At 43.3% G+C, this 25,376-nt stretch carries 23 protein-coding genes and 1 pseudogene; 8 read left to right on the forward strand and 16 right to left on the reverse strand.

Features of this window, described 5'->3' with window-relative positions; genetic code table 11:
• Positions 1 to 85 precede the first annotated feature (85 nt).
• Positions 86 to 2,128 carry a PP2C family protein-serine/threonine phosphatase gene (locus LEP1GSC058_RS16405; RefSeq protein ID WP_016550102.1) on the reverse strand — a complete coding sequence of 681 codons (2,043 nt, stop codon included), beginning with the start codon at positions 2,126 to 2,128 and terminating at the stop codon, positions 86 to 88.
• Positions 2,129 to 2,188: 60 nt separating this feature from the next.
• Between LEP1GSC058_RS16405 and LEP1GSC058_RS16410 the strand changes: the two genes are divergently transcribed.
• A complete protein-coding gene (locus tag LEP1GSC058_RS16410) occupies positions 2,189 to 2,413 on the forward strand; it encodes a KTSC domain-containing protein (RefSeq protein ID WP_016550374.1) in 225 nt (74 codons plus the stop codon).
• A gap of 4 nt (positions 2,414 to 2,417) precedes the next feature.
• Here the strand turns inward: LEP1GSC058_RS16410 and LEP1GSC058_RS16415 are convergent, their stop codons facing one another.
• The 3 genes from LEP1GSC058_RS16415 to LEP1GSC058_RS16425 form a co-directional block, all read right to left on the reverse strand.
• The gene (locus LEP1GSC058_RS16415) at positions 2,418 to 2,966 is read right to left on the reverse strand and encodes a DinB family protein (RefSeq protein WP_016549417.1); all 549 of its coding nucleotides are present in this window, start codon (positions 2,964 to 2,966) and stop codon (positions 2,418 to 2,420) included.
• A gap of 46 nt (positions 2,967 to 3,012) precedes the next feature.
• Entirely contained in the window at positions 3,013 to 3,729 is a 717-nt protein-coding gene (locus LEP1GSC058_RS16420) for an MIP/aquaporin family protein (RefSeq protein ID WP_016550595.1), read from the reverse strand.
• 159 nt (positions 3,730 to 3,888) lie between these two features.
• Positions 3,889 to 5,040: a hypothetical protein gene (locus tag LEP1GSC058_RS16425; RefSeq protein ID WP_016550985.1), complete on the reverse strand. Its 1,152-nt coding sequence runs from the start codon at positions 5,038 to 5,040 to the stop codon at positions 3,889 to 3,891.
• Positions 5,041 to 5,149: 109 nt separating this feature from the next.
• On the opposite strand from LEP1GSC058_RS16425, the gene LEP1GSC058_RS16430 reads away from it, so the two are divergent.
• Together LEP1GSC058_RS16430 and LEP1GSC058_RS16435 are read left to right on the forward strand one after the other, a co-directional pair.
• A complete protein-coding gene (locus tag LEP1GSC058_RS16430; protein ID WP_016549995.1) occupies positions 5,150 to 5,668 on the forward strand; it encodes a MarR family winged helix-turn-helix transcriptional regulator in 519 nt (172 codons plus the stop codon).
• On the forward strand, positions 5,665 to 6,180 hold the full coding sequence (locus tag LEP1GSC058_RS16435) for a DUF4442 domain-containing protein (protein ID WP_016549408.1): 516 nt from the start codon (positions 5,665 to 5,667) through the stop codon (positions 6,178 to 6,180). Before LEP1GSC058_RS16430 ends, LEP1GSC058_RS16435 begins: the two co-directional genes overlap by 4 nt.
• A gap of 149 nt (positions 6,181 to 6,329) precedes the next feature.
• Here the strand turns inward: LEP1GSC058_RS16435 and LEP1GSC058_RS16440 are convergent, their stop codons facing one another.
• The 5 genes from LEP1GSC058_RS16440 to LEP1GSC058_RS16460 all read right to left on the reverse strand — a co-directional run bounded on the left by LEP1GSC058_RS16440 (position 6,330) and on the right by LEP1GSC058_RS16460 (position 13,332).
• Positions 6,330 to 7,796, reverse strand: coding sequence for a porin (locus LEP1GSC058_RS16440; protein WP_016550580.1), 1,467 nt, complete (start codon positions 7,794 to 7,796; stop codon positions 6,330 to 6,332).
• A 62-nt stretch (positions 7,797 to 7,858) separates the two neighbouring features.
• Positions 7,859 to 8,269: a hypothetical protein gene (locus tag LEP1GSC058_RS16445; RefSeq protein WP_016549660.1), complete on the reverse strand. Its 411-nt coding sequence runs from the start codon at positions 8,267 to 8,269 to the stop codon at positions 7,859 to 7,861.
• Positions 8,270 to 8,279: 10 nt separating this feature from the next.
• A complete protein-coding gene (locus LEP1GSC058_RS16450; protein WP_016549908.1) occupies positions 8,280 to 9,617 on the reverse strand; it encodes a TolC family protein in 1,338 nt (445 codons plus the stop codon).
• A 26-nt stretch (positions 9,618 to 9,643) separates the two neighbouring features.
• Complete coding sequence (locus LEP1GSC058_RS16455; protein WP_016550689.1) at positions 9,644 to 12,865, reverse strand: efflux RND transporter permease subunit; 3,222 nt, start codon at positions 12,863 to 12,865, stop codon at positions 9,644 to 9,646.
• A 134-nt stretch (positions 12,866 to 12,999) separates the two neighbouring features.
• Positions 13,000 to 13,332: a hypothetical protein gene (locus LEP1GSC058_RS16460; protein WP_039948738.1), complete on the reverse strand. Its 333-nt coding sequence runs from the start codon at positions 13,330 to 13,332 to the stop codon at positions 13,000 to 13,002.
• A 442-nt stretch (positions 13,333 to 13,774) separates the two neighbouring features.
• Between LEP1GSC058_RS16460 and LEP1GSC058_RS16465 the strand changes: the two genes are divergently transcribed.
• The gene (locus LEP1GSC058_RS16465; protein ID WP_016549506.1) at positions 13,775 to 15,421 is read left to right on the forward strand and encodes a helix-turn-helix domain-containing protein; all 1,647 of its coding nucleotides are present in this window, start codon (positions 13,775 to 13,777) and stop codon (positions 15,419 to 15,421) included.
• A 23-nt stretch (positions 15,422 to 15,444) separates the two neighbouring features.
• On the opposite strand, the gene LEP1GSC058_RS16470 is transcribed toward LEP1GSC058_RS16465, so the two are convergent.
• The 4 genes from LEP1GSC058_RS16470 to LEP1GSC058_RS16485 form a co-directional block, all read right to left on the reverse strand.
• Entirely contained in the window at positions 15,445 to 15,987 is a 543-nt protein-coding gene (locus tag LEP1GSC058_RS16470; protein ID WP_016550333.1) for an HdeD family acid-resistance protein, read from the reverse strand.
• A 108-nt stretch (positions 15,988 to 16,095) separates the two neighbouring features.
• Positions 16,096 to 16,770 (reverse strand): class I SAM-dependent methyltransferase, encoded by a 675-nt coding sequence (locus LEP1GSC058_RS16475; RefSeq protein WP_016549535.1) that lies wholly within the window; start codon positions 16,768 to 16,770, stop codon positions 16,096 to 16,098.
• A gap of 44 nt (positions 16,771 to 16,814) precedes the next feature.
• Entirely contained in the window at positions 16,815 to 17,717 is a 903-nt protein-coding gene (locus tag LEP1GSC058_RS16480; protein ID WP_016550251.1) for a GGDEF domain-containing protein, read from the reverse strand.
• A 257-nt stretch (positions 17,718 to 17,974) separates the two neighbouring features.
• Complete coding sequence (locus LEP1GSC058_RS16485) at positions 17,975 to 18,925, reverse strand: helix-turn-helix transcriptional regulator (protein WP_016550487.1); 951 nt, start codon at positions 18,923 to 18,925, stop codon at positions 17,975 to 17,977.
• Between the two features lie 169 nt (positions 18,926 to 19,094).
• On the opposite strand from LEP1GSC058_RS16485, the pseudogene LEP1GSC058_RS16490 reads away from it, so the two are divergent.
• Positions 19,095 to 19,272, forward strand: a pseudogene (locus LEP1GSC058_RS16490) (short-chain dehydrogenase); the annotation flags it as partial.
• Between the two features lie 51 nt (positions 19,273 to 19,323).
• Entirely contained in the window at positions 19,324 to 20,148 is an 825-nt protein-coding gene (locus LEP1GSC058_RS16495; RefSeq protein ID WP_039948475.1) for an alpha/beta fold hydrolase, read from the forward strand.
• 215 nt (positions 20,149 to 20,363) lie between these two features.
• Here LEP1GSC058_RS16495 and LEP1GSC058_RS16505 read toward each other — a convergent pair whose 3' ends face one another.
• Together LEP1GSC058_RS16505 and LEP1GSC058_RS16510 are read right to left on the reverse strand one after the other, a co-directional pair.
• Positions 20,364 to 20,957: a YdeI/OmpD-associated family protein gene (locus tag LEP1GSC058_RS16505; protein WP_016550373.1), complete on the reverse strand. Its 594-nt coding sequence runs from the start codon at positions 20,955 to 20,957 to the stop codon at positions 20,364 to 20,366.
• Between the two features lie 15 nt (positions 20,958 to 20,972).
• Positions 20,973 to 21,800 carry a carbon-nitrogen hydrolase family protein gene (locus LEP1GSC058_RS16510; RefSeq protein ID WP_016549818.1) on the reverse strand — a complete coding sequence of 276 codons (828 nt, stop codon included), beginning with the start codon at positions 21,798 to 21,800 and terminating at the stop codon, positions 20,973 to 20,975.
• A gap of 99 nt (positions 21,801 to 21,899) precedes the next feature.
• On the opposite strand from LEP1GSC058_RS16510, the gene LEP1GSC058_RS16515 reads away from it, so the two are divergent.
• Entirely contained in the window at positions 21,900 to 22,499 is a 600-nt protein-coding gene (locus tag LEP1GSC058_RS16515; protein ID WP_016549757.1) for a hypothetical protein, read from the forward strand.
• Between the two features lie 48 nt (positions 22,500 to 22,547).
• Here the strand turns inward: LEP1GSC058_RS16515 and LEP1GSC058_RS16520 are convergent, their stop codons facing one another.
• Entirely contained in the window at positions 22,548 to 23,744 is a 1,197-nt protein-coding gene (locus LEP1GSC058_RS16520; RefSeq protein ID WP_016550216.1) for a DegT/DnrJ/EryC1/StrS family aminotransferase, read from the reverse strand.
• A gap of 119 nt (positions 23,745 to 23,863) precedes the next feature.
• Between LEP1GSC058_RS16520 and add the strand changes: the two genes are divergently transcribed.
• Positions 23,864 to 25,183 (forward strand): adenosine deaminase, encoded by a 1,320-nt coding sequence (gene add / locus LEP1GSC058_RS16525; RefSeq protein WP_016549504.1) that lies wholly within the window; start codon positions 23,864 to 23,866, stop codon positions 25,181 to 25,183.
• Positions 25,184 to 25,376 lie beyond the last annotated feature (193 nt).

Consider the following 25,376-nt stretch of genomic DNA (forward strand, 5'->3'; position numbering starts at 1 on the left):
ATTCGATCGACGGTTGGCAAATGCCGTCATAAGGAGAATTTCGCTTTCGTTTTTCGTAAAGCCATTTATTCTATTTTCGAAAATGCTACACCCTTTCGACTGCGATTAGACTGATATCGTCCTGAGGAAGTGTTTGCCCTAACCAAGCTTCAATATCTTGAAGAATGATATCGGGAATAGTTTCTATAGGTTTCGTAGCGAGTTCCGTTAATCGAAGTTGCAATCTACGTTCTCCCCACGCTTCCCTCCAGGAATTAAATTGCTCAAAAACTCCGTCGGAAAATAGAAATAACCTGTCTCCGGAGCGAAACGGTCTCTCCGAATTTTCATAACCTTTATTGTTTCGGAGTCCGATGATAGGTCCTGTACGGCGTAAAGGCAATAATTCGGATGACACTAGAAGAACCTGATCGGGATGGCCTGCGGAGGCGTACACGATTCGATCTTCCTTCGTATAAATATCCACGATAAACGAAGAAAAAATGGTTCCAAGGGAGGAGAATTTTCTTTGAAATTTATCATCCAGAAGATATAAGCAAAAAGCCGGGTCCTTAGCTCCGTATTTAATTCCTTCGTATTCCGCCTTGATTGCCATCGTGACTAACGCTGCTTGTACTCCATGACCCGTAGCGTCCGCTAAGAAAACGCGAAAAATCCCCGGAGAAATTTCGAATAAATCGTAAAAATCGCCGCCCACTTCGTCTTTAGGAAGATACTTTACCGAATATCTTATTTCACGGAACGCTTCCGAATTTTCCGGGAATAGTTTCTTTTGGATGCTTTGTGCGACCAATAAATCTTTACGAATATGGTCCAATGAACGATTCAGTTCGGATGTCTTTTCGAGGACCAACGCTTCTAAATTATCCTTTAGTATATTTAACGCGTTGTTGGAAATCTGAAGGTTTTCGGTCAATTCTTCCGACTTTCTGAATGCTCTTGCTATTCTTCGGGATAAAACCAAGGATTGACAAAGGGTAAATAGCAGTAAGCCGTACGGAGATAAATTCATTCCTCGAATATTCAATCGATCCCAAACTAAATCCGTACCTACGGTTATTCCGAAGGCGACAAATCCGCCTAAGAAAAGAATCGCATCCTCTTGCTCGCGGTACGCGGCAATACCCGCGGCCATAATGGTATATACGATACAGAAAGCCGTTGCCATCTGGAACGGATCGATTATCTTTGTGAAGAAAGAAACGGGAAATAATAAGGAAATATTATAAATCCCTGATAAAACGATGGCGCTTATCACGACCGATCGATGCGTATTCGACGGAAATAGGGAATGTAAAAATAGGAGAAATATCGGAACTGCAGTATAAAACGAAAAAAATTCCAATCTGAAAAGGGAATCCCATGCGAATTCGGGCAGAATATCCAGGAGCAACCTATTTCCTACTAGGATAATTCGAAGCGACAAAAGAAAACAGAAGATCGCAAAATATAATATCGACAATTCTTTGCGTCGAAATAGGAACAATCCTATATGATATAAACCGATTAAAAGCAAACCCCCGAAAAGAAACGCCTCCCTTGACTGAGCAAACGTTTTTTCAAGTTCCATTGCAGAGGCGGTTCCGATTTTCGGCACTTGCCAAAATCCTCCGAAATTATTTACCCAATTCGAACCTTGCAAAAGGATTTCTACGGAAGACGAATGTGGGCGAATCGGAATATACACAGGTTTCAGACGGGGAATTTCTTGCTTCGCTTCGGTACTTGGTAACCCGGACGAGTACGTCAATTTTCCGTCGATGTAGAGACGATACGCGGAGGCAAAATCCGGGAGAAAAAGTTGATAATCTTTTCCGAAAGAGTTCGGAGAGAAATGGAGAATTAATCGAAGAGTTGCGATTCCTTCGCGTGGAAGGATTTTGTTTCCGACGGTTTTACCCTGCCATGATTCCGGAATTGAAAGAGTTCCCCAAGATGTAAAATTCGCCGCTTGCTCCGGATCGATGAAGCTTCCGTAAACAAACTGCCAATCCCCCTTTAAAGGTGTGACTTCCTCCTTCTCCTCCTCGCTGGCGGAGATTTCGAATATCCCGCTTTGCAAAGGAGAGCCATGCATATTACCTTGAAATAAAATAAAGGCGAAAAATATGATAAAAAATACGTTCACAGATTACGCAAAGTACGGAGTTTTTAAAAGGATGTCTAACTCTTTTTAAGGCGAAAAACTTTGCTGATCAAAACGGAATTCTCGGCGGTGGACCGGACATTGGAAAGACATTTCGTTACTTCACCTCTAATTAAGGCGATCGGTTACGATACGGAAACTCGAACGTTGGAAATCGAGTTTCATACCGATGAAATATTGACCTATCGGGAAATTTCTTTCGATGTATATGTGACTTTCATGGCCGCTCCGTCCAAGGCGGAGTTCTGGCAGTTGTATATAAAATAAAGGATTAGTGTCTGCTTCGAGTGAAGAATATGTAATCGGTGATTCCCGGATCGATTCCGTTTTGAAATAGGAGGGTAGTGATCTGTCCTCGATGATGAGTTTGATGATTAAAGAAATGCGTTAGAACTTCGTAAATCGGATCGGAAAAAGAAACACCTTTCGTATTTTTATATTCGAGATTCTTTCGGATAATCTCCTCCGAAAGACCTTCCTTTACCCAACGAACCAATTTCTCGTCTAAGTTCTTTCTTTCCGATTTGAGCTTTGAAAAATCGGAATGAATTTCATAATGATGATTTGAACTTTGAGTACGTTCTACGAGGGCGATGCTACGATCCAAAATTGCAGACCCATAGCCTGCGTCGACGAATCTGCCCAACCAATTTTTATCGGCCCAGAGGATATGGTTTAAAGTACCGTGAATCGATCCGAAGAAGGCCCCCATATCTTTTTTTCGAATCTCATCGCTTAATTTTTCCGCCGAACTATAGATATTTTCGTTCATCCATAAATTATATTCGGAAAGACTAATGAAGTTTTTGTAAAATGACATGTGGCTTCCTTTAACGGAAATCGTTAAAAATAAATTTCATCCGAAGTCATAAAAATCGCAGTAAGAATCCCGCAAAAGCTCCGCCGCAAAGAGGAGCCACTACCGGCAACCAGGCATATTCCCATCTTGAGGAGCCCTTTCCCGGAATCGGTAGTATATAATGTGCAAGCCTAGGTCCGAAATCCCGTGCCGGATTGATTGCATATCCGGTTGTGCCGCCCATGGAAAGTCCGATGCTCCAAACTAAAAGTCCCACTAAAAAGGCTCCAAGATGCGACGTTAAACCCTTGATTTGCGGAGAGAAAATAGCGTACACACCTAAGATCAATATAAACGTGCCGAGAAGCTCGCTCGTGAAATTCGCAACCTTGTGTCGAATGGCGGGCTCCGTCGAAAATACGGCTAAAATTCGTGCCGGGTCTTTCGTTTCTTTCCAATGCGGAAGATAATGAATGTAAACGAAAATGGAGCCGAGAAATGCGCCTAAAACCTGGGCGGGAACATACGTGATCAACTTTGAGTAATCTCCCGATTGAACGGCGAAAGCCAACGTTACTGCCGGGTTCAAATGCGCGTCAACGCTGCCGAAAGCGTTTGCGGTTAAGATTCCCAGTAATACTGCAAAAGCCCATCCGGCTGTGATCACTATCCAGCCGCTATCTTTTGATTTGGAATGTTCCAGTAAAGCGCCTGCGACGACGCCATCACCCAACAGAATTAAAACGAATGTTCCTAAGAATTCTCCGAAAAAAGGAGTGAGCATATTTGGCCCCCGAAGGAATACAAATTTGAAGAGGTAAATCAATACTGCAACCGGATTATTTGGATTTTCATACCTTTCCTTTCCGGAATCGTTTATGATTGCGGCCTTGATTTAGGACTAACCTTAACCCCGTCGTCCGATGCCGAAATGATTAATCGCTTATGAACGGATTTTTCGAACCCGAATATAACCCAAACCAAGAAGAGAAATTATAAAAAGCAAAAGAGACGCGGACAAGAATCCGAGTTTGTAGGCCGTAATGATTCCGCCAAATGCCGCGACTATAGGAGGTATATTCGGAAATTCGAATATGACTAACAAGATTATTGAATTTTCCAGTATGTCGAAAATTAAAAATCCTAGCGGGATCAAGCTTAAAGAAGTCGTTAGTCCCGTTCCGGCACAGAATCTGAACGTAATTGCCCCGACTGCTAAAAATAAGGGAACCGGAAAAATCATATCGACCATATCGATCCAGAAATATAAGAGCCTGCCCGTTTGACCGTAAGCAGTGAAGACAGCTAAAGCGTCATCGACGGTCGAGAAGGGGCGAAAATCCATTTTAATGGGCGGGCCATTACCGTCCGATATCGGGATCATTCTTTCCAGTAATTGCATTCCTCCTGCACATGCCAGCGCAGCTAAAGCTAGCAGAAGAATCGACCGATTCGAACTTAAATGAAAGAGTGAGGTTCGGAGTCGAATAAGCGAAGGAGCTTCGCTTGAGGAGAGAAGCAATCCGGAAATAAATATACTGACCGGCAATATCGCTCCGTGAGGAAGATAGCGGAAAAAAATCGTAGATCCGATCATGAATATCGGAAGAAGCATAAATGAGATCCCGAGAGACCGATCGTTCTTACGTATGGAATTTCCTAAAAAGATGAAAGAAATTAAAGAAAGTAGAATTGCAGGCGCTTCGATGTATCTGAATCCGATCGTTCTAAGGATTTCGCCCCAAGAATCTGCAAACCAATAGGCGAGTGAATCTCCCAAAGCGGCTATCCCGAATAAGATCATTAAATTACGATACCGTCGATTCGACGATTCGGGAATTTTTCCTATCGCATATAACCGATAAAGTCCGTAAAGTATGCCTGCGTATACTGGCAGAAATAACTTTCCAAAAACATAATATTCTGCGGATTTTGGGAATAGAACCTTTCCGAAATCCAAGAAAGTTTCGACATTCGATCGGATGCTCAAAATGACGGTAGGGGAATCGTCCCCGTTCCAAATATAGGATTGCATCGGCGCTAAAAACACGCAAAGGACCGTCCCGACTAGACTTAAAATAACGCTGAGTTTCATTTCTTGCCCACCTTTATCTTCATGTAAAGTATCTTTATGTCAAGATATGAGAATGGATTCAATCTTCTATTATCTTGACGTCAAGATAGTTTTATCTTAAAAAGGAAAAATGAGCGGAAAAACGGATCATGTGGATACTATTCGCGGACAATGGATGCGGGAACGGCCGGATTTAGACGTTGAGGCGATCGCTTTGATCGGTCGCATTCATCGGTTATCGCAGATTATTTTCACCGATGTTCACAAGCCTATCTTTGATAAACACGAATTGACTTATCAAGACTTTGACGTCTTAGCCGCTTTATTACGTAGCGGAAAGCCGTATCGTAAATCTCCGGGCGAACTTCTTTCCACATTGATGATAACTTCAGGAACAATGACCAACCGTATCGATCGTTTGGAGTCTTCCGGATTAGTTGTAAGAGATCTCGATCCCGAAGATCGAAGAGGGGTTTTGATTCGATTGACACATTCGGGAAAAGAGGCGATTTCCGGCGCAATCCAAGAACACGTGAAAGCGGAAACGCATCTCTTGACCGCCTTGACCGAAAAGGAGAGGAGCGAATTATCCAGATTATTAAAGAAGCTTCTTTTAAAACTTGAACTGAAGGAGAATGTTTCTTCATGAAATTATTTTCAACCGAGCGTAAGGAATCTTGGGAGTCCCGCTGGCTTCGATTCAAATTGAACTATTGGCCTTGTATTTGGTGTACGGGAGGTAAAATCGAATTTATATCTTCCGATTTCAGGGAATTACACGTCGGACTTTCGTTGAATTGGCGGACTTTAAATAGGGTCGGCACCGTTTATGGGGGAAGTATTTACAGTTCGGTCGATCCTTATTTCATGCTCTTGATGATGTGGATTTTAGGAAAAGATTATGTTGTTTGGGACAAAGCCGCCAAAGTCAAGTTTGTTCGACCGATCACCGAACGAATTAAGACTCGTTTTCTCATATCGGAAGAACTGATTGCCGAAACAAAGGAAAAGATTTCTCAAAACGGAGAGACCACGTTCGATCTTCCTTTAAAATACGAGAATGAAGACGGGATCGTCTTTGCCGTATTCGAAAAGTCGATTTATGCCGCGAGTAAGGATTTTTATGAACAAAAACTTGCGGCCCGAAAAAAGGATCGTTGAGATAGGAAACAATTCTTGCGTAAAAGCCGTAAGGTATTTTTCGAGTTTCGTCGCTGATTTGAGAAATAAGTTTATCAAGATTTAATGTGGGCGATTTCCGGCTCGGAAGATTTATAGAAATTTGTAAGTGGAAGTCATCGTACTACGATCTATTTCGCGGATATCTCCGCATCGAAAGCTCCTTGTAATTGTAAGTATAGCGTGCCATCGTGAGAATCGTATGGCGTGCCTGTGTAAATATGCTTTCCTAGAGAATCATGCTGCTCCTTATAAAATACTTGAATCTTTAAATCGTTCCTTTTTAAAAACAGATCGAAGCCCAACCACCAGGCTTGTAAATTCTCGTATGGTTCTAATTTCCGATCGTCGTTAAAGTCGCCCCAGATTCGATCATATCGTGCAAGCGGCAAAAGAATCATGTCTCTTAACCGAAAGGAATAACCTATCGTTCCAGTATAAGAAATTGTACCTAAAGAAGCGGCTCCGTAGCTATTAGTATAAGCGCCGGAAGAATACAAGCCATGCGAAGTGAATGTAAAGTCGACCGTATGGGCGCCGAATCCGAACGAAGGTCGAAAGGTTCCGGTCTGATCCGAAGGCGCTCCTGTAATTCCGATTTGTTTAGCGGGTGGGCCGATTCCGGTTCCATTCGAAGGGGTCGTCTGTTGAATTTCCAAATTAAAGGGTGTAACTCCGCGAATTTGCGGATTTAGTTGATTTAACGTCGATAATTCTCTCGTCTGAATTCCCGCGAATCCGATCGAAAGCTTCGCTTCTCGGTGAAAAACTTCCTCACCCTCGATCCAACCCGTATCTTTACCGTCTTTAATTATTCCACCGAACGGATTCAGTTCGACTCTCCAAGATAATTGCGGCGAAATTAATAGAGGAGTATCAGTAGTGTTATACGAGGTAAGAACTTGTTTGTTTCCGATTCCGTTCGGACTGGATCCCTTTCCGTTCGTAGCCGATAGATAGAAAATTATGTATTTTGAATATTCGGTGGAGATTATATTTAACGGTTCAAATTCGATCATTCCGCCGATATCGTATCGGGGGAGGAGATAGGTTCCATATGCTCGTTCTGGCAAAGCTAATCGGTTTGCATTCGTTAATTGTTCTCTCTGGAATGGTGTTTTAAATTGTCCGATCGTTGTTCTAATCCAGGAAACGGGATACTGAAACCAAAAATATCCGGACTGTAAAATTCCACCGTCCGTCTTGACGGATACGTCTGTTACGTTTCCTGTCGCATTTTTCTGTTCTTTCGTGTTTGGAGAATTAATTAAATCTTCCAAACGAAGATTTACGGTAAATCCCCAATTTTGGACACGATAGTCGGTTCCCAATCGGACTCTCCGAAAATTCGTATCGACAGAATTAAAATCACGATGGCCGTTCGAAAAGGCGGAATCTCTCTGCGCAGAGATCCCTCTAATCTGCATCATTCCCTGGATACGGAGTCTTCCCGGTAATAAAATTTCCGTTGGTTTTGGCTCCGTTTGTTCGGGTAAACCCGGCTTCGTTTCGGTAGAAGTAGCCTGAGCCGATTGGGACGATATGAATAATACGATATGGATTGCCGAGAAAACGAATAGAATTGTCCATTTCCGCATAACAAAAAAGTCCGAAAAGATTTCGTGTAGGAACGAGATAATCCCGCCCCTCTTTGAATTTATTAATGATTCATTCGATCGATTCGAAATTCCCTACTTGGGGTTAAGTGGCAGATCCTGTGACCGGAAAAATAATCCGTCGCAATAAAATCCTTGAAGTCGCAACTTGAGATCGATGCGGCTATGATTGCCAGCTCGCAATCATGAACTGCGCTTGTTTTAAAATATTGATCCGATTCATCCGACGGAGAGATAGTCGGATTTTGTGAAATTACTTCCGAGACCAAAGATTGGACGTTTGCTAAGTCGCCTGTTTGTCCTCCCGAAGATAGACATTTGACCATTCCGACTTGAAATATTATTTTTTTTGCATCTTTTTGGTTTGTATAATCGGAATTTCCCTTCATGCAATTCGTGAAATTAAAAAGGAAAAAAATGAAGCTAAAAATGATGATAGTCTTAATATAACGCATCGGTATTTCCTTATATTTTTCCGTTAACTAAGTCTTTTGCTTTTGTATAGATCAAATACTCGGTATATGCGTCGATCAGTTCACCTTGGGTTCTCAGGAGATTTCGAAAGGCTTCTCGAAAATCGACTAACGTTCCCTGATAATTTGCGTATCGACTTCTTGCAACCTCGTACGCCGTTTTAGCTAGGTCGACCTCGGTACGGAGGTGCTTGATTCTTAACGAAGCCGAATCGATTGTCTTTCCAAGGCCTATATTTATCTCGGCTACTTTCTTTCTGGCAGCCTCCAGTTCTTTTCTTTTTGCAGAAACATCGTGTTCGGCGGCTCTTACCTCCTTAACCGTTTTTAGCCCTTCGAATACCGGGACGACAAAGGAAAGGTTCGCGGAATAATTTTGGTAGGGCACTAGACGAGCTTCCTTGAACGAACCGACCGAATAGGACGATTTAAGTTCAGGCATAAAGTCGGCCTTTGAGCGATCCAGCTTCGCTTCTGCGGAAATTAGTTCCATCTTAGCTCTGCTGACAATCGGTGAATTATCGTATTCGTTTCCCAATCCTAATGCCGGATCGGAAGTTTTTATGTTAGGCGCTTCGTGCTCGGGTAGTTTTCCCAGATTGATGGAAAGAATTGGAGGACAGGAAAAATTATTCCAATCTTCTTGTATCAGTAAGCCCAACTCTTCTCTTGCTTTTTGTAACCTCAGATCGTAGTCGCTAGTTTGCGTTTTGATTTGTTCGACTTGCGATTCGATTAAATATTTATCAACCACCGATTTTTGTCCATTCCGGACGAATCTTAGGACTTCTCTTCGGATCGTTTCGAGATCATCCGTAAGACTGGACCATAACTCTTTCATGCTTCTATTTCTAGAACAGGAGTAATAGCTTCGAACAGAGGTATCTAATACCTCTATTCGGGTAAGTCGAATCTCTTCCTTACGTTCTTTCGCTTGGCTCTCCGCGAATTTTACGTCATTGGATCTTCGACCCCAATCATATAGAGTGTATTGGCCCCAAATACCGGCGGAAGGACCGGCATGAAATGGAGAAACCATTACTCCTCTCGGCACCATAACCCCCGGCTCTCCGTATGAGCCGGGCAGTCCGGAAGTGATCATACCGGATGCGTATGCGGTGGGCATATAGGCGGATTTGGCGACGCCAATGGTCTCTTCGGCCTGTTTTGCCTGAAAAATCTTTGCGGCAACCTCTGGACTAGTTTTCTCCGCCTTTAGCATCATATCCTCGATCGAAAGTATCGTTTCGGATTCGGAATACATGGCGGAAGATTCGATAGTTGTGAATATTATAATTATGTTTATAAGTTTTTTTAATATTGATTTCATATTTTATCCTGAAAATTTCGCTGAAGCTAATTCCCGTTCAGATAGAATTTGCGGTATAGATATCTGAAGACTGTCGGAAGGACAAACAATGTAAGCAAGGTCGCGAGAAATTGCCCTCCAATAACGGCTCTGCCCAGCGGAATATTCGCTTCGGCCCCTTTTCCGAAACCGATGGCCATTGGAGTTAAGCCCAACATTGAAGCCAACGATGTCATCATAATCGGTCGCAACCTTGCCTTGGCTCCGGCTATGATCCCCTCGTCAAGGTTCATCTTGTCATGTTCAATCTTATGAAGAATGAATTCGATTAGGAGCACTCCGTTAGAAACGGCGATGCCGATAAGAAAAATAGTCCCGATTCCCGCCTGCAGACTATAATATGTTCCCGTAATGGAGAACATTAAGACAATTCCGACCATTCCTAACGGTACCGTCAGCATCATGATTCCCGGCAACATGAAGGATCGGAACTGCACTACAAGAATCATGTAGACTAAGAATGCCGATAGGAAGAACCCGCCTCCTAGTTGAGAAAGAGCATCTCTCATCTTTTCGATTTCTCCCGCGATCGTGATTTTATATCCGTCCGGCGCCTCGAAGCTTTTTATAATCTTTTCAATATCAGAAGAGACGCTTCCGACGTCCCGATCCTGCGAATCCAACATAATGTTAACGGTTCGCTTCATATTCACTCTGCTTAATACCGTCGGACCTTTTGTTTGTTCGATGTCGGAAAGTTGGGAAAGCGGGATCGCTCGCTCCTGGAATTTTCCGGTTACAGGAATACTTTCAAAATCCTTCATCGTTTGAAATTTTTCCTCAGGAAAGCGAACGCCTAAGGCGTAGTCGATACCGCTTTTCGGATCGACCCAAATCGTAGGCTTATAAACGATACTCCCAGCTAAGGCGCTTACGATATTCTGTACGATTTCGTCGGTAAGAACCCCTTGAGCATCGGCTTTCTTTCTGTTTATATTAACTTCTATTGCAGGAGTATCAAAACTTTCTAAAATACGGACGTCGGCGGCTCCTTTAACCTTCTTAATATCGGGTAATAAAATTTTCGCGATATCATAAGCCTGCCCGGCGTTTGCGCCTTTCACTTGAACGTTTATCGGAGCCTGAGCTCCTCCGTTTAGGGAAGAGGAAAGAAGTCCTCCTAGTTCGATACCGATATCTATATTCGGAAATTCTTGCGGCAGTTTCTCCCGAATGATTCTTGCGTAGTACTGCGAAGTTTTATTCCTGTCTTCTTTTAACTCCACAGTCATGGTCACATCTTGTGTTCCGCCGTTTTGAGAAAATGCTGCTGGAAAACCTTGATAAAGTCCCGAATCGGAAAGTACCATTTCCAAATCACCTTTGATCCATTCTTTGAGCTTTGCTTCCACCTGCTTGGCCTTCTCGCTCGTTTCTTCGATTCGAAGACCGGACGGAAATCGTAAGTGCAAAACAAAGCTACCGGCATCGGCTCTGGGGAAAAGTTCCGTTCCTATGAACGGCAATGCAGCGCCCCCGATAACGAACAATACACATATGCCGATTATTACCTCTTTGATACGAGTTATTATCTTTTCTAATGCCCTGCCGTAAATTTCAGTGAGGCCGGCAATGAGATCTTGGATTATCTGAAAGAATTTTGGCAACTTTGGCGGTTCGCCTGTAAGGAAACGACTCGCGAAAAGAGGGATAATCGCCGTTTCCGAAAGTAGTGATCCCGTAATCGCGAGCATTACGGTTTTTGCAATTGCACCGAAAAGGACGTTTACGACTCCCTTGGTAAGTAAGATCGGAAAAAGCACAACTACGTTACAAAGGGTCACGGCAATAATCGGAGGAGTGACTTCTTGTGCTGCTCTCACGACCACTCGAACCCTATTTGGATCTTTATCTTCGGCGAGATGTCGCATAATGTTTTCGATTGCGACGATCGAGTTATCGACGAGTAGACCGATAGAAAGAGCCATCCCCCCTAACGTCATAATGTTGATGGTTGAACCGGTGGCTTTTAAACCCATCAACACGAATAGGGTGGAAAAAGGAAGAGAAAGTAATGTAGCGAATGTCGCACGAGGATTACCAAGAAAAAGAAATACCATCAATGCGGCCAAGCCGCCGCCGAACATCGCTTCTTCTCCCACGGTTTCAACCGCCTTGCGAATGAATACCGTAGTGTCGGCGACTATGTTTAGCTTCAGGCCTTTGATTTCCTTTTCCAGATTTTTCATTGCTTCCCTTGCAGAATCAACGACAGCTAACGTGTTCGCTCCCTGTTGCCGCAATACCGGAACATATACGATTTCCTTACCGTTTAATGTGACCATTTCGGTTTGGACAATGCTAGCTTCCTTTGTCTTACCTACATCTTTGACAAAAACCGATACTCCTTCTCTGCTTCTAAGGGGAAAATCATCGAATGCTTGGATCGTGTCGGCTACTCCGTTAGTATAGATCGGATAGTCGAAGTCACCGATCTTGACGTCCCCGGCGGGAATGAAGGTATTGAGTCTTCCGATCTTATCCATCGCTTCGGCGGCAGACATATCATACTGCTTCAGCTTAAGCGGATCTAACTCGATGATGACTTGCTTTTCCGCGCCGCCCATAACGGTAGGGGCTATGGTTCCCGGCGTTCCCTGCAAAGCGCGACGAACGTCGTACTGTCCTCTGTCATATAGCTCGTTTACTTCGAAGTCTCCGCTAACCGCGACTAGACAAACCGGAGTAGAACCCATCGGATCGAAGGGCAGAACGATCGGAGGCATTGCACCGGGGGGTAATCTTCTGAGTACCGACATTATATAACCTACCGTCGATCCCATTGCTTCCGATCTGGAGGTGGAATCTTCATCGAAGAAGTTATTAACGACGCTTACGCCGGGATAGGACTTCGACTCTTGATGAATCAGTCCGGGGGCTTGACCGGTGTACCTCTCGAATTTCCAAGTAAGGATGGTTTCCGTACTTGAAGTCGGCATTCCCCAGTACACGTCTAGAATTTGAACTGCCGGTTGTTTGGATGGAGGTAGAAGATCTCTTGGCATTTGGAACATAGCCAAAACGCCCAAAACGAGAACGATGATACAGCCGGCGATCATCAAGTGAGGATTCTTTACGGAAAACGCGGCAATACCGGCTTGGCTAACTTGTTTAACTGCATCCGCATAAGATTCGGGAGCTACACCGTTTCTTAAATCGTGCCCGCTCGATATGGGGATGGTTTGAATATTTTTATTCTTTTGATTCATTGGGTACCTCGCCCGCGATTTCTTATTCTTATAAGTGGCCGGCAACTCGTGTGGATTTAGAAAAATAAACTAATGAAGGTTAATTCTAAATTAGAATAAAATTCGAAATCAACGAGCGCGTTGGTTTACGTCCTTCACACTGTAAGCGAAGGAGGAGGAATGTTTAATAGAGAAGGGAAAAGGAGAATGTTGTATAAAGAAGAGGTAAGAACACCTATACTGAAGGTAAGCCCGTACACTAATTTAGGATAGTTAATATATTCCGCCGGGATACAACCCGAAAGGGAAAGACCGAAATGGCTTGGCTCAGGGTGCTCCTCGCGCACTTCTATCGTGTCTTCCGTTTCGATTTCGGTACGAAGTTTCTCCTTCTGTGAGAAAGGCTTTGCAAAGCTAAAGTTAACGGATAAGCATAGGATGAGCGCAATCGAACTGCACACTGATAGCCTGCCTATGAATTTTTCCACCGATTTATCGAACCTTAGCATCTTCGTTTTATTTGATCCTCTCCGAGTCAAGTGAGTTTGCATTTCCTTACTCGAAATGATCGAAAAAGTTGTCCATATTTAAAAAGTTGGACATGATATATTAATAAGATTTTATATTCCGATAAGACTAGTCGTATAGAAGCTTTTACGATCTAAAACTTTCGATCGACGCATTTTGAATAATGAATGTGAGGATTTAATTCGAACGTTCAGTGTTTAAATTCGGGCGAAATGTTCGAAGCCAATTTTATTTCTCGCATTTTCTTTGTTAAGAGACGTCTTTCAAAGAGAAACTCGCATTTTTGTTTGACGCCGATTCTATGCTGAATATCAAGAGAGCGATATTATTCCGAGATTTTTGGATTTTTCGGAATGCAATCGTTGGTCTTAATTTATTGCTTCGAATATAACCTAATAAAATATGAAGATTCGAAAATATTTCCTTTCGCTCATCTCTCTATTCTTTATTCTTCTATCGTTATTTCCTGAGATAATATTTGCAGATTCAATTTCAATTACCCCGATTAGCCCGGATGTACTGAACGTAAGTTCACAGGCGGAATATCGATACAGGGGAACGGAAGTAATCGGTTGTTCGAGCGCCGGCTTAAAGAAGGTACGAGGGCTGGAATGGCATACTAACCCGATTCCGGATACTTTACGGGTCCGTAGGACGAGTTTCGGCAATTGGTTGAGATTTACATTTAAGAATGAGTCCGAAAATGAAATCGATAAGCGATTAACTTTCTTTTCGACTAATCTCTCTCGAATCGAATCCTGTGCGTTTTCTGCCGAAGGGAAATTCGAACAGGGTCTTTATCTTCCGAATAATGATCAGAATTTTCGAAAGTTCTTTGTTTCGGTCTTTCCGTCTTTCTCCATACGATTACGTCCGGGAGAAGTAAAGACTTTCTATTACTATATTTATTCTACTGAAGACATTACGTACGTGAATTTTCCCGTTAAACTCCAAGATCGTAAGACTTTAGAGACAGGAGAATCGTTACGCAAAGCTTTCACCATTTTCATTTTCTTACTAACGGCATTTTCTTCGGCCTTGGCGGTGGGTTATTGGCTTAGGCGCAAAAGAATGGTTTTCCTTACGTTAAACGTGCATATTTTTGTTTCGATATTTTCCTTTTATTTTCTGCACGTAAAATCGTTTATATTATTCTGGGGAATCACCGGAAGAATCGTAGCGTATCCGTATTTTCTATTTCAGGCGGCTTCCTACATTTCTTTGTTCCCGTTTCTTTTATCGGCGGAAAGAATTTGGAACGGAAAGCAAAAATTTAATTGGTTTTCCTTACCCGCCCCGCTTTTCGGATTTTCTTTCTTGTTGATTCCGATTTCGGAGCCGGTCTTCGAATATCGGATTCTTATTCTGTCGGCATCGGCGGCTTTGACAATTTACTTTTTTATAAAATTTCACAAACCGATATTGCGTTCAGGAAAACCTGTTATACTCGCTTATTTATTTTCTTGGGTCGTTTTCTTTCTATTGAATCTGGCTAAATCCCTTTATCATTTCGATTTTTATCCCTATAACGAAATCGCTATCTTCTCTTTCGTTTTTTTTGCACCCTTTCATTCCATTCTTGCCGGTTTCTGTTTATATTTGATTACTGCAGAGGAAGACTTCGATGCTCAACGGCCTAGGTTAGGAAATCGAAAGAGTACGGTTTCCTCTTTAGAAGTGGGAAGTCTAGTCTCCCGTATTCGCGCGCTGATTCAGGAAGACAAAATATATTTAAAAAATTCGTTAAAGGAAGAGCATTTAGCCAAGGAATTAGGAATCGGAATTCATCAACTTTCGGAAATCATAAACGTAGAATTCAAAACGAATTTTCCCTCGTTAATGAATCAATATAGGATACAAGAGGCTAAAAAATTGCTTCTTCTAGCACCGAAGTTATCAATTACGGAGGTACGAGTTCGCTCAGGTTTTAGCTCCAAATCCGCATTCAACTTAGAATTTAAAAAATTAACCGGTTTAAGCCCAAATGGATACCGTCAATCGAACGATAATCGAATGAATGAGGAAAACTCGCTCAACGAGTTGTTGTAATCTTATTCTTCGTTATGGAAAGCTTAAGCTTTCCATTCCTTCCATCCTAGATACATATTTCCAAAACCTGAAATCATGAATCCGGCGCCAGCCCAAACAAGGATCGTGAACATCCCGAGCAACGGAAAAAAAAGTATTCCTAATGCAAACAAAACGGTTGCGATTCCGCTAAATAATAGCCAGCCCCATGGATAAGATTGAATGGATCGGACTTCAAGGGCGAAAGATATCAAAGAAACTCCGCGGAAGACCAACCAAAAACCTAAAATGAAAGGGAGTGTGATTGCCGTTATTTCGGGATGGATCAGCAAAACGGATCCGACAATTATATCTAAAATTCCTAATGCAAGGCTCCAGCCCCAGCCGGAGAATCGATTCCGATTTGATATTGCGAATGAAATTTGAAATAGACCCGTCATCGCAAGTATTGCCGAAAATGCCATGCTTAGGCCTAAATAACTTTGGATCGGGAAGAATAAAGTAACGATGCCGACTCCAATCCAAAGAATTCCTACGATTATATGAATCCACCAGTATTTTGCGTTTTTAGGTTTTAAGGAATTCATCCTTACCTTCCTATATGAATTTAGATTAATTAAATCATTCCAAATTATAATATCGAAGCTATTATAATTTAGAGTTACGGTATTTGCGAAAGATTGATAATTGTCACTTTAATTCTTGAAAGCGATCCAACCGCAAACATGCAGGGCCTGAAAGACTAGCTGTATCTTCGAAAACCCGGCCTCCTGCAATAATTCCTCATAGCGAGGTCCTGAAATTCTAGGCAGCTGTTTGACTCTCTTGATATAAAGTTTCAGTTCGCCGGCTGTCCATTCTTTAAAATTTCTTAAATAAGATTCTATACTTTGGAAAACGAGATTTCGGTTATGAGGTTCCGGCTCGCAGAGATCGAATAATATGAATATACTTCCCGGTAAGAGTCTTTTTCCTATTTCTTGCAGTAAGGAAAGTTTTGTGCCGTCGTCGGAAAGAAAATGAAGGACGAATAACAGTGTGGCTCCCGAATAAACGATATCAAGCGGTAGATTCCGAACGGTGCAGCACTCGAAATTTAGAAAAGGGTATTTTGCCTTAGCCTGGGAAATCATTTCAGGAGATGGGTCTACACCGGTAAGCGAGTATCGATCCGGTGCGATTTCTAATAATTTTTGAAAGTCCGCACCTGTCCCGCATCCGGCACAAAGTATCTTAGAATTTTCCGTTACGAATTCTAAGAGGAACGTCGCCACTAATTCCTTAATCCCGTCGTAAAACGGGATCATTTTTACGATTCGCTCATCGTAAGCTTTTGCTCGTTCGCCTTCGAAAGATTCTACGTATTCCATATATGTAAGAAGAGAATTTTCTTTCCAAGCTGTCTCGTAAGATTTTAATCCTTAGTTCCGGTCGAAACAACCCTGTTTCTGCCGGAACGTTTCGCTACATATAGCGCGGAATTCGCGGCATAGATCAAATCGTCTTCGGAGGTTCCGTCTGCCGGAAACATCGCGACTCCGGCGGAAAGAGTTCCGTTAATTGGACCCGTGGAATCTTCCATAAAAAACTTGGAGAATAATTCTCGGATCTTCTCGGCTCGCTCAAGAACGATTTCTCTTTTTGCACCCGGCAATAAAAGTAAAAATTCTTCTCCGCCCAATCGACATGCGATATCGCTTTTTCGAGAATTTTCCAAAAGAATTTTCCCTATTTCGGCGATGAGCATATCTCCTTTACTATTTCCGAAGGCGTCGTTGATTCCTTTCAAACGATCGATATCCATGAGTATGATTCCTATCGAATGATCGTTTCTGGAGGCTTTGGAAAGTTCCGCGGCGAAGGTTTCCATCATGTAATTTCTATTAAACAAGCCGGTTAAAGGATCTCTTATTTCAAGATCTCGAATTCTATTTCGGTCCCGATGATTTAATGATTTTAATCTCTTTATCGTGACTTCAAGCTTACGATATGGAGTTCTGTCCTGAAATACGTAAGCGGTTATAATTTTCTCCGGAAAATCCGCCAGGCAGATCGCTGCCACTTTAACTTCGAGTAGTCGTTTAATAACGGAAGTCCTTAAAAAGATATGAACGGCTTCGCCCGGAGGAAGGAATCTTAGAGCCGGATACCAATCTTTTTCCAACAAGGAATCGTTTTCGGAGATTAACTCCAGTTTCTTTGCGTTGGAATTAAATTCAATGAGTCGACCCTCGGAGTCCGCTAGAATAACCGCGTCGGTAGTAAGCTCCAGGAAATTTCTAACTTGCGTATGTTCGCTCTCAGGGTTCAGTAGCATCAAAATTCGTAACCGGGATGGGTACTTTCATTAGAAGGCGGAAGATGCAAAAATCAACGATTTCGGAGCGGATTCCTGCCGTCTTAGAATCGCTTTTTCGAAAATTTTAAGAACAGCGGGCCTAAAATATTTCAGCCGAGAAGATTAAAAACCTAAATTTTGCATGCCGCAACAAAGAACGATTCGTAATTTAAAAAGAAGACTTTCGGCGGGATAAAACCGGGGATTGATTATTGGCGGAAGAAATTTCACGAATCCTAAGGTTCATAGAGACTCAGGAGTTCCTTTGCCTTCTTGACTATCGACTCTTTCAGTTCAGGCGGATGGAGCACTTCTATTTCAGATCCGAAGCGCATCAATATTCCTATGGCCCAATCTTGAGTTTCTAGGTCCAGCTCCATTTCGCTCCAGCCCTTTTTAGGAGGAAACGTCTTCGTGATTTTAGCGTATGGAATTTTCCGTATACGAGATTCGGAAGCGGCTGCGATCTTAATTCGAACCAGATACTGCGGTAGCCGTGATTGAAAATCCTGCAACCACAACTCCCAGTATTTTGCGAGATCGAATTTTTTCGGGCGATCGAACCTTTCTTCCGTTAGGCGAGTATTTATAATCCGTGAAATTCGGTAAATGCGGATTTCTCTGCTTCTACGCGCGACTAGATACCAGACGGTGTCCTTCGCAACGAGTCCCAAAGGTTCCAAAAGTCTGGGAGAAGCCTGGCCTTCTTTTTCATATAATATTTCTATTTTTCTATCTTCCCAAATTGCATCTTGTAAAATCGGAAGCAGAGGAAGATCCCGGATCGCTTGGTTCCAGCCGGCCCCGTCGATATGGATCCTTTGACGAACTGTTTCTGCATCTTTTTTATAGGCCGGTGGTAAAGCCGCTAAGAGTTTTAAGAATGCGGAATCGAAATCCTTTTTCCTTCCTAGGTCTTCTAAGATTCGAGACGATTGAAGAAGAAACAAAGAGAGTACTTCTTCGCGCTTCATCCCTGTTAAATTCGTTCTGTACCCGTCACTCAGGATCCAACCGCCGCCGACACCTCGTTCTGCGTAGATCGGAATTCCTGCAGCGGAAAGCGCTTCCATATCCCGGTGAACGGTTCGTTCCGAAACTTCTAATTTAAAAGAAAGTTCTTTTGCGGTGGTTTTCCCCTTCGCTTGGAGATGCAAAAGAATATTCAGAAGACGATCTGCTCGCATGTAACAATCTTATACGCAATATAAGACATCTTCTGTCATATATTGCAATCCTTATATTCCGAATCGAATTTCAAATTCTTTGCCGATTCTCTCTACGGGGAATATTACTCGGGATTCGATCTTTTAAATATGACAGAAGATGACAACTGCATTGTCGTATGCTGATGGGATGATTGAAAAGGGATCGAGTCTCTTAGTGGAAGTTACCGACGGCACGGATTATAGATATAGGGGAAATTTGCCGTACGGTCTGACAAAATCTTCCATTATAAATCTAGCTCATTGTCTGCCCAAAGAATTGCAACCTTTCGGAGACGTCACTCGCCATCACTCCCGGGTTCTTAAGACGTTCGGTGAGAGCTGCGATTAGAACGAAAAATGAATTCAGGATTTTATATATGATGATGATAGCGTGTTCGGTATTAGGAATCGTATTTTGTCGAGGGACTTCTCGAATTATCGACGGGGCAAAAAGTAAAATCGCGTTCGAAGACGAAGGAGAGGGTGGAATACCGGTTATTCTTTTGCACTCGTTCGGAGGCGAGGTTTCTCATTGGGAAGATGTGAGAAGAAGATTGTCGCAGAGCCGACGAGTGATCTCGATCGAATTTCGAGGGCATGGTCGCTCCGGCCCGCCCTACGACGGAGATTTTTCGATTTCCTCAATGACAAAAGACATCGAGGCCGTTGCGAAATTCCTGCACTTGAATCAATTCGTTTTGGTCGGGCATAGCATGGGAGGTTCTATCGCGCTTGAATACGCAGGCAAACATCCTGAACAAGTATTAGGTTTGTTTATCGTGGATTCGGGCGGCGATCCAAAGGGAATTCCGGATAGCATTCGTGACGGTGTAAAGGCAGCTTTACATTCGGATGCGTATGAACAAACGACGTACGGATACTGGGAACAACTTCTTGCTAAATCGAATCCGACAATAAAGACGCGGATTTGGAAACAGCTCGCGGGCATGCCAAAGGAAACCGTAATCGCAGTGACCGAAAATCTGTTGGATTACGATCCGAGTCCGGCATTGGAAAACTTTACCGGACCGAAATATGCGGTCGTGACAACCGAAAATAACGGTCCTTTATCATTACATAAATTAGGCATAGGATTTCCGTATCGAGTCATGGAAGGAGTAGGTCATTGGCTACATTTGGACACGCCGAACGAATTCTTTCCTCTCCTTCAGGATTTTCTCGAAGACATTCATCGGAATTAACCTAAATTCGTCTATTTGGGAAAGGTTCGACGGTATAGTTCCAAAGCCTTTACGATCAAGTCTTTGGCTACCGCCGGACCTTCCGGTTCTTCGACTCTGACTTCTTTTCGTTCCAACTGTTCGTATTCCGAAAAAAAAATGAGTAAGTTCCGCGCGAAAAGAAGCGGGAAGCTAGGAAACGTGCTCAATTCCGTCGAAATTTCGGAAGCAAGAAGTTACGATTTTTTATTATGAATTTTCTCGTTACGTTCCAACATCTCCACGAATTGTCTAAGTCGTTTCATTCTCGTTTCTTCTTTTTTTACATTATGAATTCGAAATAATATAGCGTATCGATTCGTGCTATCCAAAGTTTCAAAGAATGCTTTCGCTTTTTTATTTTTATCCAGAGCCTTCTTTAGATCCTCCGGGATAGTGATCCGTCCTTGGGATTCGTACGCTTTTTCCCAAGATCCATTTTGCTTGGCATTTTCGATCGCTTTCAACCCGGCGGATTTCATTTTACCGGAAGCTATCAATTTTTCCGCCTTATCTCGGTTGATCTTCGACCAAATGCTTCTCGCAACCCGAGGAGAAAATTTCTGAAGCCAATGCTCCGTATCAAAAGGTTTCTTCTGACCATCTATCCAACCGTAGCAGAGAGCGATTTCGATCGCCTCTTCGTAAGTAACCGTTTCTATTCCCGATTTCTTTTTGGCGATTTTAAGCCAGATACCCGAAACGGACGAGTGATTTCCTTTCAGCCATTTTTCCCATTCTTTTTGGGAACGAAACGGAATCGTTTGAATTTCTTTGGTTTTCTCGCTCATAATGAATTTACTCGCCTACTTTTCCCGATCGGTAATGAACTTACGGTGTTTTAGCGAAGGGATTTTTTTCCTAGCTTTTTTAACTTCATCGGTATCGATTTCCGCGTAAATGATTCCCTCTTCCACTCCGGATTCGGACAAAATTTCTCCCCAGGGAGAAACGATCATGGAGTGCCCGTAGGTTTCTCTGCCGGTTTCGTGCGAACCTGTTTGTGCGGGAGCGAGAATATAACAAAAATTCTCGATTGCTCTAGCTCTCAAAAGAGGTTCCCAATGAGCAAGGCCTGTCAGTTTCGTGAATGCAGATGGAACGAATAAAATCTCCGCTCCATTCGAAACCAACACCCGGAATAGCTCCGGGAAACGAAGGTCGTAGCATATCACGGTGGAGATATTACCCAAATCCGAGGAAAAGAATATCGGAGACGGTTCCGTTCCCGCTTCTACGCTTCGAGATTCCCTGTATTCGACTCCGTCTCCCGGGTCCGTATCGAATAAATGAATTTTATAATATCTGAATATTTTATTTCCATTCGGATCATAAAAAGAGGCGGTATTGAACACTTTCCCTTTCTGTGTCGGGACAGGATATCCGCCTCCTAAGAGATAGATTCGATGCTCTCGGGAAGTTTGACTGAGAAAATTCTCCGATAATCTTTGAAGTTCCTCTCCGCGTTCCAGTTTTTCCTTTTCCGATCCGAGAAACGGAAAATTCTCAGGAAGACCGACCAGCTTCGCACCTTTATCGACGGCGCTTCGAATCAGTTCTCCGGCTTTCGTTAAATTAGCGGAAGGATCTGCATTACTATTTACTTGTATTACCGCAGCCTTGTACTTAGCCATTATGGAACTGATCCTATTATAGCCTCGTAAAATGGAAAGCGATTTGTGAAGAGCAATCTGCTTGCGCGTAGGCGTCGGAAAAAGATTCTGTAAGAACGTATGGCATTCCCGCTTAAAGAGTTTCAGTCTTTTCAAAAATTCTGCGCCGCAAACGGTCATCCTGAAAATCCTTGGGCGTTGATCTATTTACTCTTAGGCTTTTTAAGCAGTGGAGAGGGCGCCTTGAATGCGGTTCAAGAATCTTGGATGAAAGGCTTTCCCGGTTCGCTTTCGGACGAACAACGAAAGGAAGCCTCCGACAAGATTTTGGAATTTGCGGATGAACTTTTGGACTGCTTACGCGGATGGAGAGAACTTGCCGAGGAAGAGGGAAGCGAAGCGGTTATGGAAGAAATTCTAGAGCTTGGCGAAGCGGTTCTGCTCGAGACTCGGGAAATGGGAGAATTCTCAACGATCGTTCGGGAAGAATCCATGGAAATCCTTTCCGACCTTTGCTCCACCTGCGGTGTCGTTATTCCGAAAGGCGGTTATAAAAAAATCAATTTAGTTGATTTTGACGATGCCGAAATCGCGGAAGAAGTTGAGGAGTGGATGTTGGCATTAACGTCCTTCGATAAAGCGCAAGAGGCGAGCGAACTAGAAGCAGGAATACTTGTTCTGTTCGTAAAAGTATTCCTGTTTTTCGTCTTCTTTAATTAGGACGAAGGAGATTTGTCGTTTTATAGCGAAACGGTTTTTCCGATTTCACTATAAACGCGAAAAGATATCGCGAATCGCCGAGACCACATCCTCTATATCGCCGTCACTCATCCCCGGAAATAGCGGGAGCGATAAGGTTCTTTGATACATCGAGTCGGCATTCGGATAGTATTTCTTTTCAAAACCGAATCTTTGATAGAAAGGATGTTCGTATAACGGAATGAAATGTAGGCTCGAGCCGATATTCCTTTTCTTTAATTCGGAACATAGGATATCCCGATCGAACTTTCCGTTTACGCGATCCACTTCGATTCTAAATAAATGCCAGGAATGCTCGCCGGATTTTGCCGGTAGAGGCAAATGAAGAAAAGGTAATTCGGAAAACTCAGAACGATAAATATCCGAGATCAAAATTCTTCGTTTCCAAAGTTCATCCGCTTCGGACAACTGAACGACGCCGATTGCCGCGGAGATATCGCTCATATTGTATTTGAAGCCCGGGGAAACCACTTCGTAGTACCAACCCGGACGATCGAAAGTTTCCCGATTGATTCCGTGCAATCTCATTAATTTAATCCGCTCGGCAAAATGAGCGTGACGTGTCGTTACCATGCCGCCTTCGCCGGTAGTGATTCCTTTGGTCGCATAAAAACTGAAAACCGTAAAATCCCCGTGAGTTCCGACTTTTCTTCCTTTATACGTTGCCGGAAATGCATGGGCCGAATCTTCGATCACGTAGAGGTGATATTCTCGAGCAATCGAATTTAAAGCGTCCATATCGCACATCGCCCCGGCTAAGTGAACGGGCATCAGCGCTCTAACGGTCTTACCGGTTTTTTTATGAACCAGATTTCCTTTGGAGGAAACGCATTCCCGATCTATCGCTTCTCTCAACGTGCCTTCGGTCATCAGGTTGAAAATAGGATCAACGTCGGTCAGGATCGGCTCTGCCCCGAAGTAACAAATCGTCTCCGCAGTCGCGGTAAAAGTCACCGCAGGAACAAAGACGGCGTCTTCGGAGCAAAGTCCGATAGCCTCCAGCGCTAAATGAAGTCCTGCGGTCGCGGAATTTAATGCGAGTGCGTACGCCGAGCCGGTGTATCTGGCGAATTCCTCTTCGAATTCTTTCACTTTCGGCCCGGAGGTAATCCAGCCGGAGCGAAGTACTGCAGAAACTTCTTCGACGGCTTTTTCCGAGATCAGCGGTAGCGCAAAAGGTAAGTAAGTCTTTCTCGCTGTTATCATGCGACAAAATCCTCCGGGACTTCCTATAAGATCGGCGAATTTTTGGAAAAGATAAGGGGAAAACCGCAGGAATCTTTTTCTGAATTGAAATCCGAGAGGCGATTCCCTATCCTGCTCCCGTGGGTTTAACCTTCGCCGACATCCTGGATCGAATCCGGATCCTCGACCGTGACGTAACGGAACTGAATCGATTAAAAAGTCGGCTTCCCGCCGACAGGCCGTATTCATCGTCTCTACAAATTTCCTTCGATAAACAGATCAATAATCTACTCAACGAGCGGATACGACTCCTTGAATTAGAAATCGACCGTCCACCCTCTTGGCTTTTAGGAGATTCGGAAGCGCATGAATCCGGCAGGTCGACCGCTTCGGCGCTGCTGGAACCCGCAGATCTTTCGGGCCAAAAACTCCAAGATCAAGACGTCATCAATTTTATTCGCGAACTTCCGAAGACCGAAATCCATCTACACTTGGAAGCTTGCGTAAACAAGGAAACCATGAAGAAGCTCATGGTTAAGAACGGTATCTCTTTAAGCGAAGAAGAGTTCGAAGCTAAGTTCAATTTCAAGGATCTGAACGGATTCATTCAAGTATTCTTCTTTATTCAAAGTTTAGTCAAGGAACCCTCCGATTTATATTATTTCGTAGGTAGCCTTGCGGAGTATATGAGGACCAACAATATCCTATATACCGAAGTTTTCTTTGCACCCTCCAAGTTTATTCAGAACGGTTTAGACTTCGACGAGATGGTCAGTCAGCTTGTGGAAGGGATCCGAGAAGAAAAAGCCAAGGACGGAATTGAAATTCGAATCCTAGTCGACGTGTCTCGTTCTTTCGGTCCGGAGAACGCGATGAATAATCTAAATCGGGTTCTCAAGCTCAAACAAAAGGAAATTATAGGGATCGGATTAGGCGGAGCCGAATTGATGGGCCCTGCGCGTGACTATGCCGAAGTCTTTAAAAAAGCCAGGGAAGCGGGACTTCGAGTCGTCGCACATTCAGGCGAAGACGACGGCCCTTGGGCGATTTGGGAAGCCGTGGAGCAATGTAAAGCGGAGCGTATCGGGCATGGAACTTCTGCAATCCAGGATCCCGAATTAGTCAATTATCTCCGGGAAAACAAAATTCCGATCGAAATCTGTGTAACGTCTAACGTGTTCACCGGGAAATATGTCCGTAAGGAACAGAACCATCCCGTTCGTTATTATTATGACCAGGGGCTGCCTCTTTGCATCAACACGGATGATCCCGAAATCTTTAACGTCAATCTTACATACGAATATTTTAAACTTTGGCGCTTTCTAGACTTCTCATTGGAAGAAATCATAGATCTTGTTCGGCAAGGAGTCTATGCCACTTTCCATCCGCAGAAAGAGACTTTGTGGAAGGATATGGAAGTTAAAATCAAACGGGTAAAAGAAAAATACGGAGTTCGTTAGTTCCCGTCCGCAAAACTCATAATCGTGGCTTACGGAATATCGGATACGAAGTTTAGAGAAAATTATCTCCTTTTGTCCGAATAAATTCCGGTCCAATTGAGTTTTATCAATGCCTAAGAATATTCGAAAACGTTAATTCTGTTTGCAAGAAGAGCGATCCGAAGTCTAATTTTAACCTGAGAAATATCTTTAT

The organism is Leptospira fainei serovar Hurstbridge str. BUT 6 (assembly GCF_000306235.2).
GTDB classification, from domain to species: domain Bacteria; phylum Spirochaetota; class Leptospiria; order Leptospirales; family Leptospiraceae; genus Leptospira_B; species Leptospira_B fainei.

What these genes read in the sequence shown, in the direction of transcription:
- LEP1GSC058_RS16425 (WP_016550985.1), bottom strand. Translation starts at nt 5,040, where the DNA reads ATGAAACTCAGCGTTATTTTAAGTCTAGTCGGGACGGTCCTTTGCGTG.
- LEP1GSC058_RS16430 (WP_016549995.1), top strand. Translation starts at nt 5,150, where the DNA reads ATGAGCGGAAAAACGGATCATGTGGATACTATTCGCGGACAATGGATG.
- LEP1GSC058_RS16470 (WP_016550333.1), bottom strand. Translation starts at nt 15,987, where the DNA reads ATGAATTCCTTAAAACCTAAAAACGCAAAATACTGGTGGATTCATATA.
- LEP1GSC058_RS16510 (WP_016549818.1), bottom strand. Translation starts at nt 21,800, where the DNA reads ATGGCTAAGTACAAGGCTGCGGTAATACAAGTAAATAGTAATGCAGAT.
- LEP1GSC058_RS16435 (WP_016549408.1), top strand. Translation starts at nt 5,665, where the DNA reads ATGAAATTATTTTCAACCGAGCGTAAGGAATCTTGGGAGTCCCGCTGG.
- LEP1GSC058_RS16420 (WP_016550595.1), bottom strand. Translation starts at nt 3,729, where the DNA reads ATGCTCACTCCTTTTTTCGGAGAATTCTTAGGAACATTCGTTTTAATT.
- LEP1GSC058_RS16415 (WP_016549417.1), bottom strand. Translation starts at nt 2,966, where the DNA reads ATGTCATTTTACAAAAACTTCATTAGTCTTTCCGAATATAATTTATGG.
- LEP1GSC058_RS16445 (WP_016549660.1), bottom strand. Translation starts at nt 8,269, where the DNA reads ATGCGTTATATTAAGACTATCATCATTTTTAGCTTCATTTTTTTCCTT.
- LEP1GSC058_RS16495 (WP_039948475.1), top strand. Translation starts at nt 19,324, where the DNA reads ATGATGATGATAGCGTGTTCGGTATTAGGAATCGTATTTTGTCGAGGG.
- LEP1GSC058_RS16515 (WP_016549757.1), top strand. Translation starts at nt 21,900, where the DNA reads ATGGCATTCCCGCTTAAAGAGTTTCAGTCTTTTCAAAAATTCTGCGCC.
- LEP1GSC058_RS16520 (WP_016550216.1), bottom strand. Translation starts at nt 23,744, where the DNA reads ATGATAACAGCGAGAAAGACTTACTTACCTTTTGCGCTACCGCTGATC.
- LEP1GSC058_RS16480 (WP_016550251.1), bottom strand. Translation starts at nt 17,717, where the DNA reads ATGCTACTGAACCCTGAGAGCGAACATACGCAAGTTAGAAATTTCCTG.
- LEP1GSC058_RS16505 (WP_016550373.1), bottom strand. Translation starts at nt 20,957, where the DNA reads ATGAGCGAGAAAACCAAAGAAATTCAAACGATTCCGTTTCGTTCCCAA.
- LEP1GSC058_RS16440 (WP_016550580.1), bottom strand. Translation starts at nt 7,796, where the DNA reads ATGCGGAAATGGACAATTCTATTCGTTTTCTCGGCAATCCATATCGTA.
- LEP1GSC058_RS16450 (WP_016549908.1), bottom strand. Translation starts at nt 9,617, where the DNA reads ATGAAATCAATATTAAAAAAACTTATAAACATAATTATAATATTCACA.
- LEP1GSC058_RS16465 (WP_016549506.1), top strand. Translation starts at nt 13,775, where the DNA reads ATGAAGATTCGAAAATATTTCCTTTCGCTCATCTCTCTATTCTTTATT.
- LEP1GSC058_RS16485 (WP_016550487.1), bottom strand. Translation starts at nt 18,925, where the DNA reads ATGCGAGCAGATCGTCTTCTGAATATTCTTTTGCATCTCCAAGCGAAG.
- LEP1GSC058_RS16455 (WP_016550689.1), bottom strand. Translation starts at nt 12,865, where the DNA reads ATGAATCAAAAGAATAAAAATATTCAAACCATCCCCATATCGAGCGGG.
- LEP1GSC058_RS16475 (WP_016549535.1), bottom strand. Translation starts at nt 16,770, where the DNA reads ATGGAATACGTAGAATCTTTCGAAGGCGAACGAGCAAAAGCTTACGAT.